Here is a 15,697-nt window from a genome sequence, read left to right on the forward strand (position 1 = left end):
ACTCATTAACACACAGCTATCAGTCCACCCTCCTCACCCCCTAGCCCCCTTAAGGGGGATCCCCTCCGCACCTTAAACACTTTCCATGGTAACCTCTCTGCTATAGGCAGGCCTTCGGCACAACATACACAACGTAGTCCCAATTTTACTCAATACTCACTACTCCCTACTTTGTACTCTATACTCCCTACAAAACGCCCAATAACACAAAGGCACAAAATACAAGGCCGTCAAGGTACCAATCGTCAGTCCCCCAATCACACTGAACACCAAGGGCCGCTGCAGATCTGCACCAAGCCCTGAGCTGAACACTACAGGCAACAGGGCTAAAATAGTCGTAATGGAAGTCATCAGGATGGGCTTTAGACGGATTTCCCCTGCCTCAAAAAGGGCCCTCTCCAAAATAGCCGAGGCTCCTTTTTCGGCCATGGCCACACGGTACTTTATCCGTAGCCTGTTGATGGTATCAATCTTCAAAATGGCATCATTGACCATAATCCCCAGCATCACCACCAGGCCGATGGCCGACATCACGTTCAGGGAGGTCCCGGTCAGCCACAGTACCAGCAAAGACCCTCCTATGCCCAGCGGCAGGGTGAAAATCACGATCAGGGGCTGCACAAAGCTTTCGAACTGCGCCGCCAATATAAAGTAGAGCAGCAGCACCGACACCCCCAATATCCCTAGCAGCTGCCTGAGGTTTTCCTGATCCCTGAAATATTGCCCGGTAAAAGAGACACTCAGGTTCCTTTCCCTTCCCCAGTCCTTCAGCTTGCGGTCATTACTCATCGGATCAGGAGCAGCGATTTCCACCGATTGGTAAATCCCGGTCTTGTCCGCCGTGACATATTTATAATGGTTCTCGTAACTTGTCCGGATAAAGTTGGCCAGGGCATAGCGCTGCCCCTCTTTGCCTTGCAGGTAGTTGTTATTGAGGATTTGCCCAAAATCATTTTTGTTTCCCTGAAGCTTGATTGGGGTGACCTCATTGAAGTGCTTGATCTCATCGATGGGGTAATGGCCGAAGAGCTTCTCCACAGCTCCCGTCAGCGCACCGATCTCCACTTCATACAGGGCCAGTTTCTCCAGGTCAATACGGAAAATCACCGTAGACTCCTCTTGCAGTCCCGGACCTTTCTTCCATTTTACCGGCAGAGCATCCAACCAAGGCCCCATGGTAGCTGCCTCCACCGGCTTTTTGTCCTTCAGCTCTTGCCACCGCATTTCATAATAGGGGATATCCGAGGAAAACAGCTGGTCAAAGGCATTGGGGGCATCCATCAGCGCTACGCTGGCGCTTGGATAATTTTCCCTAAGGTAGTTTTCCAACAATGCTGTCTGCCTCTCCTTGCTATTCTGGTCACTGAAGTCCAGATAGATACTGGCCTGCTGTACGGCATTTTCCCCGTCAAAGAGCAAAAACTGCCTGATGCCCACATCCGCTTCCGCCTGCTGGTAGCTCTCCCCAAGGCTGGCCATGATCTTTTTCACCCTGTCCCGGTTCTGTTCCACTCCGATGGGCTCATTCCAGTCCACTTCGAGGAGCACATCCTTCTTCCCAATCGGGGGCAAGCCCTCCTTGGGCAAGCCCCAAGCTATCAGCAGAAATACAGGGATAAGCCCAAACAGCGTCATCAGGCTCCATCTTCTATGGGCCATTATCCGGCGATAGCCTTTTTTGTACCTTGCAAGGATCCATTTGAAAAAACGGCTGTCTTCACGGGGACTGTCCCCTTCTGTTTTGGCAAAAAACAGGCGGTAAAGCAAAGGAAGCAGCACAAAGGCCACCACCAGGGACACAAATAAAATGGCCGCCACCGATACGGCCTGGTCGAAAAACAATGCCCCGGAGATTCCACTCAAGAACACTAAGGGAACAAAAACCGCCAAGGTCGTCAGCACAGAACTGATCAGGGCCGACATCACCTCATTTACCCCTTGGACACAGGCCTCTAAAAGCTGCAATCCTTCCTGCCTTTTGCGGGTGATATTGTCTAGGACAATGATGGCATTATCGATCAGCATGCCCAGCCCAAGGGCCAGCCCACTCAGGGAAATCACATTGATGGAGATTCCAAAAGCATGGAAGACCAAAAAACTGATCACCAAGGAGGTCGGCAGGCTGACACCGATGATCAAGGGCATACGGTAATTGCCCATAAAGATAAAAAGCACCCCAAAAGCAAAGATCCCTCCAAAGAGCAAACTGGTCTGAAGGTTGTTGATCCCGGCATTGAGCAACATGGACTGGTCCTGGGTCATCGCAAAATCCACCTGTGGATAGTCCTTTTTAAACAAGTCCACCGACTCCCTTACCCTATCCATCAGTTCATTCATTTTAGCGGCGGCTTGCTTGTGCACAGTGATGACCAAACCTTCCTGCTGTCCATAGAGATGGTAGCCCATGCTTTCCCCCATTCGGTACTGTACATCGGCCACTTTGCCCAAGGCCACTACGGTGCCCTCGGGTCCTATCACCGGAAGCTTTTTGATATCCCCTGGGGTATCTACCCTGGTCGCCAAACGCAAAAAGTACCGGTACTGCCCGTCCTTGACGCTGATGCCCGGAAGTTCTCGGTTGCCCGATTGGATGGCATTGATGACCTGCTGCTCGGACATGCCCAGCCCGGCCAGCACCGCCTTATTGGGTTCCACGGTGATCACCCGCTCCTGCTTTCCGTTGATGTCCACCAGGGAAATGCCCTCCAGCTGCTCTATCCGTTTCTTCAGCACATTTTCTGTCAGCTTGGTGACCTCTGCATAATCGATTCCCTCCTTGGGAATGACCTGAATACGCACCATGGGAATGTCGTTGGTGTTGATGCGGATGACCTGAGGACGGTCCAACTCTTCCGGCAAGCTATTGGTCAGTCGGTCGATCTTCTCGTTCACCTCGATATAGGCCAGTTCCATGGAAGTGCCGTAGGCAAACTGCAACCTGACGGTTCCTATTTCACTGCCGGCCTTGCTTTCCATATCCTCCAGACCGTTCAGGGTGATCAGGCTTTCTCTTACCGGTCGGAGCACATTCTGTTCTATGGCTTCCGGAGAGGCATTGGGATAACTGACCTTCACCACGATCTGGGGCACGTCTATGGGCGGCAAAAGGGAAATGGGCAATTTGGTAAAAGCGATCAGGCTAAAAACCATCAGGGCCACAAAAATCATGGTCACCGCAATGGGCCGGGACAATAAAAATCTGACCATGGCTATTCTTTTTCTTGTACAATTTGGACAGGCGCCTGATGGGCCAGCTGCAGGTTATTGCTGGTGATGACGCTTTCCCCGTCCTGTATGCCGTCCAGGATTTCTATCTCCTTGCCATTGTCCTTGCCCACTTCCACATAGTTCCACTTGGACTCTTGGCCATTAATGGTAAAGACCACCGGACGGCCCGACCGGTAGACCAGGGCCTGCTTGGGCACCACCACATTGTCGTTTTGCGGAGCGCGGATCACGGCCCGAGCATTCATGCCGGGAAGCAATTTAGCGGCTTGGCCCAGCTGGATGCTGACCTCCACCAGTCCGTTTTCATCCACTTTGGGATTGATGCTGCTGACCTTGCCCGAAAGGCTGCCGGTACCTGCAGAGACCGGATATACTTCAGCCTGCTGGCCAAGGGAAATAAAAGGAATATCGGATTCCAGTACTTTTACCTCCAGTTCCAGTTCGCCCGCACTCAAGATCTCGCAGAAATCTTCCCCAGCTTTTACCAGGCTGCCCGGTTTGACCTGTAGATCGGCCACCTTTCCTGATATGGGCGCCTTGATGGTGGCCTTGGCCAGTTCCAGTTCCGCCTCCTTCAGTTCTATTTCCGCCGAAAGTAAACCGCTGCTGGCCTTGAGCTGCTCATCCAACTCGGCTATCTGCTGCTTATTTTCTCCTTCAAAAATGGTCGCATAGCCCAGTTTTTCGCTGTTATAGCTGGCCCGTGCATTTTTCAGCTGCACCAGTGCCTTTTCCTTGCGGAAGATATTGTCCGAATTGTCCAGCTGGGCAATCACCGTTCCGGACGGAACATACTGGCCTTCTTTAACATGAAGTTCCTTGAGGTAGCCTTGGCCTTCGATCAGCACCTTGACCTGCTGGGCGGCCTCCACCTTGCCGGAGGCATTGATCAGGTAATCAAAGGAGCGCTTCTCCGCCTTGGCCACGGTAACCTTGGTGGCACTCACCTCATTGCGGATGGATTCCAGGGGGATTTCCTCTTGCTTTTCCCCTTTGCTCTCGCAGGAAATAAAAAGGGGAACGGCTAAAAGTTGGAGTAAAAAAAGTGGCTTTAAATTCATGGATATGTACTAAAATTTTCCAGGTCTTAATTAACTAAATTATTAAGTAAAAGAAAAGGAATATTGAGGAGATATTAGATGGTAGATGTAAGACAGATAAATTAGACTATCGAATTAAACACCAATTACACTCCGTTGTCCCGCTGGCTGGACCACGCCCCGGCGCGCAGGCACGGGACTGGTAAATTTGAGTCTCCGACTCCAACTTCATCTATTTGAGCCGGAGACCTGTCTACCGACAAAGGCAGGCTCAGGTTTAAGGGTGCTTGGGCCAAGCCCTCAGCACAACAAAGCTTTCCGCTCTGTTATGTCCATGCTGATCCAGACCAGATCGCCACAAGAGGGAAAAAGTAAATAACAGCCGAAACGGATCTAAAATTATTGACAATCATATAGCGTGTATTTCTTAAGGCAATTCAAAAACAGCAATCCCAGGGGCTTCATCGGTGGTGATACCATATATGATGTTTCTATCTGAATTAACGGTTATTGCCCTGACTGACCTATCCAGTTCATACTCGTTGACAAGATTTCCATTAAAATCAAATACAAATACTCTGGCCCCATAGTCACCTTCTTTCCGAATTTTCTGTTCATTTTTATTACAGTAAAGTGCATAGAAATATTGATCCCCAACTGTTACATCCAGATAGGAAAGAGGCTCATCATAATCTACTACTAATGCTGCACCACCTTTTCCTCCATTTACTAACTTATATCTTGGAACGGTTAGCTTTGGCCCATCAATGGTGGTGATGGCACCTAAGTCTTTTCGTAACAGTTCAATTCGGTCCCTGTAAATCCCTACCGATACAAAGACATCTGCTTTGGCATTCGCGCTCATCCATCCCTTGTTCAGCTCACTCATCATATAATCATTCAAACCTTTGCTAAGCGGATCATTTTTCCAATCTCCAAAGCTCTTGAGCCTGTTGCCTTTCATATCAAACTCTACAAACTGATGTGGATCATTTGTCATTCTGCACACTACTGTCTTATCCGATGTCCTACACATTTGGGCAGTCATATAAAAGCCTCCTTCTTGCTTAATTTGTTGATTGGAAAGCTGCTTCTGGTCTTTCAAATTAAATTCGGAAAATGTTTTGGCCATGCCGCTCGCTACCCAAAAAGTACTATCATCAAAACCAGGATCTAACACAAAAACATCAGGTATTTCTCCAGGCCCAAAACCCATTACACCTTTGCTTTGGTAATAAGACAATGATTTTGAATCCAGAATATGAATCATCGGCATTTCTGAATTGATTCTTCTGCTCTCGCTTATAACCAGATAATCACCTTTATTAATGATATTCCTCGGAGAGACCAGTTCTTCGAAATAATACTTCTTGCTTTCCAAAAAAACCTTTTCCGTAATATCCTCCTCGGTAAAGTGCTTATACTTTTTATCTACCCTATTTTCATTATCACAAGCCCCATCATGATGATTACCACGCCAAAAAATATCCTCAATTGATTTGCCATAAACTAATTTTATTGATTTAACTATATCAACAAGACCATATCTTTACTCCTTGCTCTTTCTTTTCCCTTGATTCTAATTACCAGCATCTTTAAACTCCAACCCAAACAAATCAAAACCCAAATAATCCTCCTTATTCCTCGGATTGTCGGCATGGTTGATGGACAGGTAAAGCCCCCATTCAGTAATAAAAGCATTATCAGGATAGTATTTGCCTTCTTCAAACAAGGTTTCTCCAAGGACATTTAGCTCCTTATCCAAAATCATAATGGAAAACCGTTTTGGATATTGCCGAAGTTTCAATGCTTCTTCTTCAGTTTTCACATCTACTTTAGGGTAACAAAAACGGTAATAAACCTCCCTATATGAATCATAGAGCAGACTTCCATAATGCGGAGAGCCATAAAAATAACTGTAGCTCTCCAGGCGGTTCCCTTCCAATGGATAATTTTCAAAGTTCCCTTTGATAAATCTGCTGGGTGCTTCCTTTGCTTTAAGCTCCTGTCCTTCCGAATCAGTATAATACAGCTTATGATCGGCAAATAAGGAGTAAACCATTTTTGAAGGGGAAACAGCAAAACTCGCTTCAAAATGTTTTTTGCCCTCTTTCAAATATTCCTCAGGATACTGATGTGACAAAAACCTCACTTTTCCATCTTCTAAATCAATAGAATAAGAAAGGTGCCTTTCGGCAAGTTCTTCTCCAATAACGGTTTTATGATCTCCATCCACATGGGTTTTCACCATCATCTTCCCATCCCTGATTACTGGAGAGGAAGCAAAATAAGAGGTAAGCACAAATGCGGCTGTGTGATAAAGAGGCACATCATAACTGATTTTATTTTTGACAAGCCCCGAGGTGTCCGTCAGAAAGATCTCCCCCTTATTTTGTGGAAATAAAAATATGCTGTCCAGATTATGTACATGAAAGCCCTGAATTCTCCCCACTCCCTCCTCTCCCTCTCTTTCAAAAGTGATCTCCTTAAACAAATTCTCTTTATCCAAATCATACATTTGGAGGCTATGCGCTTTTGGATTCCAATTAAATAACCACGGTCTTTCTGTCCTGTAATAGGCCAGTCCCACACTAATATTGGGCGTCTCAGCATCCAAAGGCAATGCTATGCCTTGATCGGTTTTGACCAAATCAAGGGATGGGCTACCATCCTCTTTCTGTCTTTTTTGAGAATCACAAGATCCCAAGAAAACAACAATGCCAACCAACAGTAAAATTCGTTTCAAAAAACGCATAAGATGCAAAAAGATTAAGCCAAACAATTAAAACGTAGGACTAAGTTACAAAACTAATTATTTAATCAAAATCAAAAAAATCATGGCATGACTCCAAGTCATGTCATGATTGCTCATCTCCGGTAAACACAAGGAGAAGAGGCTCGTGCTAACGACCTTGGCTTTAATGTTACCCACTGGCCTTTCCGGACAGGGGACAAAAGGATAAACGTAGGTTTCTTTTGATCAACACGCCATCCGTGTTTATCTGTGTGCATCCGTGGATAATTTTACCGCATTGCCAAACCGGATATGATTTGGGACGATCAAAACCGCATTACAAAACGTAACGTGTCTTTACTCTTTGCTCTTGCTTCTTTCCTCTTGCTACTTCGTACGTCCTACTTTGTACTTCGTACTTGCTACTTGTTACTAAAAATCACATCGCTCCCACAAACTCCCAATCAGGCATGTTAAAAAGTTGCGCGGTATCTTTTTCGACCGTAATGGGATCATAATACATTCTCAATCGTAAACTTTCGGGGACATCATCTTCATAAAAATCGATCAGGTTGGCTACCGTGTTCGGTTGCAGTACGCTGATATTTACCGGGGCCAGCCCCATTTGGATCATGCCCAGCTTCTTGGCTGCCCCCCGGGCCAGATCTATCGTCCGCCGGGAATTTTGGGGCAGGCGATCATTGATCCTTACCACTGCCTCTTTGCCGTTTTTCAGATTAGTAACCTTTACCAATGTTCCAAACGGCAGGTTTTTGTGCGCCGCCGTCATCCCTTCCATATCAAACACTTCCCCATTTGCAGTCTTGCGGTTATGGAAAAAACGCCCGTAATAACTGGCCACCCCTTTCTCTATCACCAATGTCGAATCCGACTCCTCTACAGTCGGCTGTGCTGCTGCCTTAAAGCTCATCAACGCAAGCATGCACACGATTAAACACCAAGCTTTTTTCATACGTATCGGCCTACTCAATTTCAGTGCCAATTACTGTCACCTCCTTGAAATAGGTTTGCTTACCAAATTTTAAGCGCCTAAATTTAGTCTGTATTTGGTTCAAATCACAAGTTTTTCCTTTTTTAAATTATGTTAAAAATCTTACACTCAGCTGATTGGCACCTCGGAAAACGTCTACAGGAATACTCCAGGCTACCTGAACAGCAGCTGATAATGGAGGAAATCATCCAGATCGCTGACCGTGAAAAAGTGGATTTGGTGCTGCTGGCAGGGGACATTTTTGATACCTTTAACCCCAGCCATGAAGCCGTGGAGCTGCTCTACAAAAGCCTCAAAAAACTTTCCAACGAAGGCAAGCGCCCTATCCTGGCCATCTCCGGAAACCACGACAGCAGCCAGTTCATCAGCGCTCCCAATCCTTTGGCCAAAGAACTGGGCATCCTTTTTTACAGTCAATACGACCAGGTAATCCCAACCGGCAAACTGGACACAGGACTGGAAATCACCCAATCCGCACCGGGCTTTGCAGAACTAAAACTTCCCCAGTTTGAGTTTCCGATAAGGATTATCCTGGCCCCCTACGCCAATGAGGTCCTGCTCAAAACCTACCTGGGAGAAGAGGATAAAGAGGCAGAACTGCGGAAAGTGCTGGGCAATAAATGGCAACAGATTTCAGATGTCCATTGCGATGATAAGGGCGTCAATTTATTTGTGGGCCACTTTTTCTTTATGAAAGAAGGGGAAAAACCTGAGGCAGAACCGGAAAGTGAGCGTCCCATACTCCATGTGGGGGGAGCCCAGGCCATCTATACCCACCTGATCCCAAAGACCATACAATATGCCGCCTTGGGGCACCTGCACCGCTACCATACTGTGGACCATTCGCCCTGCCCGGTAGTTTACAGCAGTTCTCCCTTGGCCTACAGCTTCAGCGAGGCCAACCAGGAAAAGAAAGTGGTCCTGGTGGAAGCTCTTCCTGCCCAACCCGTCAGGTACACCCCCGTCCCTTTGACAGAAGGCAGGCCGCTCTATCAGGAAACCTTCAGTGATTTGGCCAGTACACTCCAATGGCTCGAACAACATCCCCACTGCTTTGTGGAAATCCTCTACGAAACCGCAAGCTCCATCGATGCGGAAACCCGCAAGGCCATTATGAAAGCCCATGACGGTATCATAAGCCTCATCCCCAAACTGACGGGAGACAGCCAAAACCGAGATAATGGCCTGAGGGCTGAAGACCTCGGCCAGGATATGGGCACCCTATTTTCGCGATTTTACGAAAGCGCCAAAGGGATGGAGCCCAACGGGGAAATCAAAACACTTTTCAACGAAATCATCGGCCAAAACGACAATACTGAACAAGCATGATCCCGATAAAACTGGAAATAGAGGGTTTATACTCCTACAAAGAAAAACAGACCATCGACTTCAGCCAATTGACCGCTGCAGGTCTATTTGGCATCTTTGGCGCTGTGGGCAGTGGAAAATCATCCATTTTGGAAGCTGTTTTACTGGCCCTGTACGGCACCACCGAAAGGCTGGCCAGCAAAGGGGAGAAAAACAGCATGGTCAACCTGCAAAGCCCGGGCATTGCCATCAACTTTGAATTCAAAGCGGGCAAAAACAATGGGCAGACTTTCAAGGCCTCCTACTTGGCCAAGCGGAACAGCAAAAACTTTGACGATGTTAAACCGGCCACCCACACTTTTTATGAGATGACCGATCAGGGCTGGCTGCCCTTGGAGGCCCGTGGGGAGGAACTGGTAGGCATGAAAATGGATCATTTCCGCCAGACGGTAATCATCCCCCAGGGGAAATTCAGGGACTTTATTGAGCAGAAGCCCAAGGACCGGGCAGACATGATGAAGGAGCTCTTTGGGCTGGAGCGCTTTGACCTTTCGGACCGTACCAGAAGGCTCTTATCCGAGGAAAAGGAAAAGAAAATCAAGCTGGAAACCCTTTTGGGAAGCCTGGAGGAATTCACAAAAGCCCTTCTCCAAGAAGCTGAAGAACAGCTAACACAGCTTTTGAAGAAAAAGGAGGCCCAGAATTTGGCCCTGAGTGAAAAAGAAGCCTTGCTGAGAAATGCCCAGGCCCTCAAGGATAAGGCCGAGTTGCTCCGACACCAGCAACTCCAACTCCAAAAGCTCAATGATCAGCTACCGGCCTATCAACGAAAGCGGGACCAGCTAAGCCAGTTCCAAACAGCGCTCACCTACTTAAAGCCTATTCTTGACCAACTTAAAGAGCAGGAAGTGGAACTGGAAAAATACCAGGTCAGCGTGACGGACTGTGAGCGTTTTAAAACAGCCTTTGAGCAGGAAATAGCAGAAAAGGAAGCCCGCTACCAGAAACTCTACCAAGACTTCAGCAAAAAAGGAGATAAGGAAGCCCGAATAAGGGATTTAATACAAATAAAAGAACTGAACCAGCTGGAGTCACAAAAAGTCAGACTGGACCATCAGCTGGAACTGCTCGAGCAAAAGACCCAGACATTCCAGGAGGAAAGGCTTAAACAGGAAAAGCACATCCATCAGCTGGAACAAGCATTGGAAAAGCTGAATGTACCCGACATGGAACTGGTCAGCAAACTGGAGGCCACTGCGGTGGAAATGAAACAAAACAGCGATTCACATCGCAGACTGACCCAACAGTTATCCAGCCTTGAGGAAGAAATCCAAACCCAAGGACAAGCGGCACAATCCATCTTAGCAAAAAACGGAATGGAAACAGATGCCTTTCCGGAGCAACTGGAGCTGACCGCCAAAGCACTGTCCAAACTGGAAAAAGAACGGGAAATACTCCTGCAGCAGCAAGGGCTCTTCACCTATGCCCATCAACTCAAAGAAGGGCAACCTTGCCCCCTTTGCGGAGCTTTGGAGCATCCCGATCCCCTTTCCCATGGTTTGGAAAACGGAGCCCTTTCTCAAAATGAACTTGAAATACAACAGTTAAAAACCAAACTTGATCAGCTCAGGTCAGGGAAATCCGATTTTGAAAAAATCCAGGTAACGCTTGACAGCCACTCACAAAACCAGCTAGAAAAGCAAAGGGAAATCCAAGCGCTGAAAGAGCGCAACCACTCCCTAATGCTGCCATTTGATGACATCGCCGACCTGGAAAGTCTGGAGAAGAAGCTTCGTAGCGCTAAATCCCATTTACTAGAAGAAAAAAGCCTCCATCAACAGCTTAAATCCCTTAGCAGCAAACACAAACAATTCCTGTCAGAGGCGGAAAAAGACCTGGAGCAGTTTCAGGAAGCTAGCCAGGAGAGTAAAACCTTGCAGGCAAAAACAGAAGCCAAGCTGGCTGAAATCAATTACAGGGACCTGTTGGAAAAATATCAAGGTGTCGGCCCGGAAAAAATTGATGAGGACATTAACAAGGTGAAAAACTACCTGGAAGAGTTGGAGACAAACCTTCCCAGAGTGCAGGACGCTTTGAACGAGGCAAGGCAGAAACAGGCCACCAACCTGGCCAATTTGGAAACCTACAGGGCAAGGTTCCAAGAAGTCCGGACCAAACTGGCCAAGCTGAAAGAAGAGCTGGCCCTGACCATGGCCGAGCATGGTTTTGCTGATTCCGGATCCGTCCGGCAACTATTGGGCAGTCCGATCAAACCGAAAGAGCTGGAGGAGGAAATCAGGGCCTTTGACCGTCAAAGGGACATCACCCATTCCAAAATCCAGGAATTGCTGGAAGAAAAAGGGGTGGCCGATTTTGATCCAGCAGCATTCGAACCAATTCAGGAAGCATATCTACAAGCCAAAAAACAGCTGGAGGAAATCCAAAAATCACTTTCCCTTTTGCAGAACCGCATAGAAGAAATCAAGGTTAAACTGGAGGAAAAAGCCCAACTCAGCAAAGAATTCCAACAAGTAGAAAATCGGGAAAGCAATCTAAAAGAATTGGCAGGCCTATTCCAGGGCAGTGGTTTTGTCAAATATGTCTCCAACATCTACCTCAAAGAGCTGGTGCAGACCGCCAACCTCCGCTTTATGAAGCTGGCCAAAAACAGCCTTAGCCTGGAAGTGGATGAGAACAACACCTTTTGGGTGCAGGACCATCTCAATGGCGGCAAAAAGCGGTTATTGAAAACCCTCTCTGGGGGGCAGACCTTTCAGGCCTCCCTTTGCCTGGCACTGGCCTTGGCGGAAAAAGTGAAGTCCCTTAACCGTGCCGATCAGAGCTTTTTCTTTTTGGACGAAGGGTTTGGGGCCTTGGACAAAAATGCCCTTCGGACGGTATTTGAAACCCTGAAATCACTTCGACACGAAAAACGTATTGTCGGCATCATCTCCCATGTGGAAGAATTACAGCAGGAAATCGGAGTATTTGCCCAAGTGGAACTGGATCCCGAAAAAGGCAGTCAGGTGAGCTATTCTTATTAAAAAGGCCCACGAATTTCACGAATTATATTAACCGCCTCAAAAATCATTTAGTAACCTCAGTTCGAGTTTCAAAAACGTCATTCCGAGGCTTAGCGTGGGATTGCGGGAAGGAAGCTGTGGGAATCTCATAATGAGAAGATTGCCACACCCTTCCCCCCACACTTACCCAAACGCAAAAGGGTTCGCAATAGCCTGCCCCGATCACTTTCGGGGACGCTAGCGATCCTATTTCACTGCTTTTTAAACTGTGTTCATCCTCTTTATCTGTGGTTAATTTTCAATGCACTCACTGAGGGATTCCCCATACTGTCTTTTTCCACGAATTTCACGAATTAACACGAATTGTTTAATTAGGATCAATACAATTGGTGACAAATCAGTGAAATTCGTGGACAAAAGCCCCTTAATCCTTTTCAAAAGGCAACCACACCAGCATCTCTCCCTTTCCTCGATTGGCCCAGCTGTAGTAGGGGATCAAGCGGACCGTGCCTTTCTCATAATTGGTCTGCCCAATTTCCCGGTACAGCTTATTGTCCCAATTACCGTTATTTTGATAGTATACATTGCCTGTAAGGCTTATCAGTTCATTGTTGCCAATGGTGAATTTTTCCGGGCTTAATGGTTCTTCCAGAGACATCACAATATCATCCACCGTTTTACCGTCTGGCAGGTCCATGGATTCCACACAATAAACCAAAGGTCCTCTCTTCACAGCCAGCTGCCCTCTGGACTGCTCTACCAAGGGATTGGCCTCCAAATATTTCACAGGCATTTTTAGGGTCAATTTCACCTGGTCTCCCTTTTTCCACTTTCTGCTGATCCGCGCATACTCCCCTGACTTTGCTTCCAATGCTTGCTCCTCACCATTGATGGACAAAGCAGCGTCATCGCACCAGCCAGGTATTCTCAAAAACAAGGAGAAATCTTTGGCAGGCACCTTCACCAAATCCAACGTAATGTGCTCATCCCAAGGATAATTCGCCACCTGATTCACCTCTATTGACTTTCCATCAGCGGTTTCAGTCTGCAACTGGTTGCTTCCATATAGGTTGACATAAAGCCCCTCTTCAGAAAGACTATAGGCATAATTATTCACTTCTGCCAAGGTGCGGGTCACATTCGGCGCACAGCAGTTGGAAATGGAAATATAGCCCTCACGGACATTTGGCCACCTCAACTGATAGGGAAGGTCATCTTTGGCACTCAATGGATTGGTATAGAAAAACTCCGTTCCTTCCAAGCTGATTCCGGATAGTATACTATTATATAGGTTCAGCTCCATGACATCGGCATACTTTGCCTCTCCGGTCAGTTGCAGCATCCGCCAGTTCCAGAGCACATTGCCGATATTGGCGCAGGTCTCATTATGTGCCGAAGCATGGGGAAGCTCGTAAGGCTTACCGTAGGCTTGGTGGATTTTCTGCACCACAGAAGGATTATATGAAGTGCCCGCTGGGGAAACCCCGTCATAAAGCGCCCCGCAGCCTCCGGTTACATACATCTTACGGTAAACCACATCATTCCAGATGGACTCCAGGTTTTCCAACAATTTCTCCTCTCCCGTCTCAGCATAGAGATCCGCTACCCCGGCATAAAGGTAATTGGCCCTTACGGCGTGCCCCATGGCCTCTGTTTGGTCACGGAAAGGCACCCTGTCCTGATTGTCATCGGTACCGTCATCGGTTTTACCCCGAATATTGATCAGGTTTTGGGCCAGTTCCAAGTACCGCTTGTCCCCGGTGGTCCGGTACATTTCCACCACCCCCATATAATGACTGGGACAGATGGCATTTCTGGCCAATTGAGGAGAAGCCTCTTTATAAAAATCATATAAGAAGTCGGCCACACCTTTGGCGACTTTCAGAAAGCTGTCCTTACCGGTAGCCCGGTAATGCACACAGGCCGCGGTCATCAGGTGCCCCATATTGTACTTCTCAAAGCCCAATTGCTTTTGCAGTTCTTCCTCCCCTAGCGTTCCCCACCGCTCTTCAATCAGCACAGGGGTATGAAGATAACCGTCTTCCCGCTGGGCCTTGGCGATCAAAGCTATGGCCTGATCCATTTGCACATCAATTTTGGGATCTTTCGTCTCAGCATACAGGGCCGCCATCCCCTCAAATATTTTGTAAAAATCCCCGTCATGAAATGAAGGACCATCAAACTCTCCCTTCATCAGCCCCGCCGCAATTTCGAAATTGCGCACCGCATGGGTGGTTTCGGCATCATGGTATAGATCCCACATAAAGGGCAAGGTCTTTTCCTGGCTCATTTTGAACTTCTCTCCCCAAAAGCCACCTGTCCAGGCCACATCCTGCAAATCCACACTTTTCAGTTTGGCATAGGGGCTTTTCGAATTATCGACCAGCGCCTTTTCCTGGGCCTGCGCCGCATTGATCGAGCACAGCCCCATCCCTATTCCTGCAATTACAAAATTTAGGTTCATTGTTTTATTTTTAGTATTGAGTATTCAGTCTTCAGTCTTCAGTCTTGAGTCTTGAGTCTTGAGTCTCGGCCCCTGATCATTGGTCCCTGAGCCTGCCGAAGGGCCCTGCTGTTCTGGATTTGCAACCTACTGTTCTGGATTTGCAATCCAGAACTTCGTCCATCACTTACCCTCTTTACTTCTTTATAGCCTCTACTTAAGGTCGGAATTGCAAATTCCGACCAGCCCTACTTCGTTCGAAATGAGTTGTATAACTTCACTCTTTGCTCTTTATTCTTGTATCTAGCGTCTATTATCTAATGTCTAGCGTCTTGATACTAGCGACTAGCTACTTGCTACATTCCAGCTTTTCCTCCAAACTCCAGCCCAACATATTCACCACATCCTTTTCCCTTTCTTTGGGAAGGACGACCCTGCTGTTCTGGATTTGCAATCCAGAACTTCGCCCATCACCTATCCACTTTACTTCTTTATCACCTCCATTTAAGGTCGGAATTGCAAATTCCGACCAGCCCTCAGCACAACCCACCGTTCCTACCAGCCCTAATGGCCAATTGACACATTTCATTAGTTGGCTTCCCCAGCTACCCCCTTCCCCCCTGAAGGGGGAACCCTCGGCTCGGTCAACCCTATCTTTGTGCTGTAATTAATTGCTCTCTTTGCTCTTTATTCTTAAATAGTGTCTACTATCTAGCATCTATCATCTCAATTCCAGACTGCTGTTCTGGATTTGCAATCCAGAACTTCGTACATCACTTCCCCTCTTTACTTCTTTATAGCCTCTACTTAAGGTCGGAATTGCAAATTCCGACCAGCCCTGAGTGGCCATTTGACAAGTTTCATTATTTGACTCCCCAGCTACCCCCTTCCCCCCTGAAGGGGGAACCC

At 47.4% G+C, this 15,697-nt stretch carries 10 protein-coding genes; 2 read left to right on the plus strand and 8 right to left on the minus strand.

Annotated elements, in window-relative coordinates:
- Window positions 1–159: 159 nt before the first annotated feature.
- From ACYVAA_RS10825 to ACYVAA_RS10845, 5 genes are all read right to left on the minus strand, one after another.
- Complete coding sequence (locus ACYVAA_RS10825; protein ID WP_460541459.1) at window positions 160–3,207, minus strand: efflux RND transporter permease subunit; 3,048 nt, start codon at window positions 3,205–3,207, stop codon at window positions 160–162.
- Window positions 3,208–3,209: 2 nt separating this feature from the next.
- Complete coding sequence (locus ACYVAA_RS10830) at window positions 3,210–4,289, minus strand: efflux RND transporter periplasmic adaptor subunit (RefSeq protein WP_460541461.1); 1,080 nt, start codon at window positions 4,287–4,289, stop codon at window positions 3,210–3,212.
- Between the two features lie 406 nt (window positions 4,290–4,695).
- Complete coding sequence (locus ACYVAA_RS10835; RefSeq protein ID WP_460541477.1) at window positions 4,696–5,799, minus strand: BF3164 family lipoprotein; 1,104 nt, start codon at window positions 5,797–5,799, stop codon at window positions 4,696–4,698.
- A gap of 48 nt (window positions 5,800–5,847) precedes the next feature.
- On the minus strand, window positions 5,848–7,023 hold the full coding sequence (locus ACYVAA_RS10840; RefSeq protein ID WP_460541463.1) for a DUF4221 family protein: 1,176 nt from the start codon (window positions 7,021–7,023) through the stop codon (window positions 5,848–5,850).
- A 418-nt stretch (window positions 7,024–7,441) separates the two neighbouring features.
- Window positions 7,442–7,975 (minus strand): septal ring lytic transglycosylase RlpA family protein, encoded by a 534-nt coding sequence (locus ACYVAA_RS10845; RefSeq protein ID WP_460541465.1) that lies wholly within the window; start codon window positions 7,973–7,975, stop codon window positions 7,442–7,444.
- 129 nt (window positions 7,976–8,104) lie between these two features.
- Between ACYVAA_RS10845 and ACYVAA_RS10850 the strand changes: the two genes are divergently transcribed.
- Window positions 8,105–9,343 (plus strand): metallophosphoesterase family protein, encoded by a 1,239-nt coding sequence (locus ACYVAA_RS10850; protein ID WP_460541467.1) that lies wholly within the window; start codon window positions 8,105–8,107, stop codon window positions 9,341–9,343.
- Window positions 9,340–12,366, plus strand: coding sequence for a sbcc family protein (locus tag ACYVAA_RS10855; RefSeq protein ID WP_460541469.1), 3,027 nt, complete (start codon window positions 9,340–9,342; stop codon window positions 12,364–12,366). The genes ACYVAA_RS10850 and ACYVAA_RS10855 overlap by 4 nt, the downstream gene beginning before the upstream one ends.
- A 403-nt stretch (window positions 12,367–12,769) precedes the next feature.
- Here ACYVAA_RS10855 and ACYVAA_RS10860 read toward each other — a convergent pair whose 3' ends face one another.
- The 3 genes from ACYVAA_RS10860 to ACYVAA_RS10870 form a co-directional block, all read right to left on the minus strand.
- Window positions 12,770–14,809, minus strand: coding sequence for a glycoside hydrolase family 127 protein (locus ACYVAA_RS10860; RefSeq protein WP_460541471.1), 2,040 nt, complete (start codon window positions 14,807–14,809; stop codon window positions 12,770–12,772).
- Between the two features lie 328 nt (window positions 14,810–15,137).
- Window positions 15,138–15,377 carry a hypothetical protein gene (locus tag ACYVAA_RS10865; RefSeq protein WP_460541473.1) on the minus strand — a complete coding sequence of 80 codons (240 nt, stop codon included), beginning with the start codon at window positions 15,375–15,377 and terminating at the stop codon, window positions 15,138–15,140.
- A 132-nt stretch (window positions 15,378–15,509) separates the two neighbouring features.
- Window positions 15,510–15,697, minus strand: a 188-nt coding sequence (locus ACYVAA_RS10870; RefSeq protein ID WP_460541475.1) for a hypothetical protein, incomplete at its 5' end; no start/stop codon positions are given.

It is taken from the genome of Echinicola sediminis (assembly GCF_054777495.1).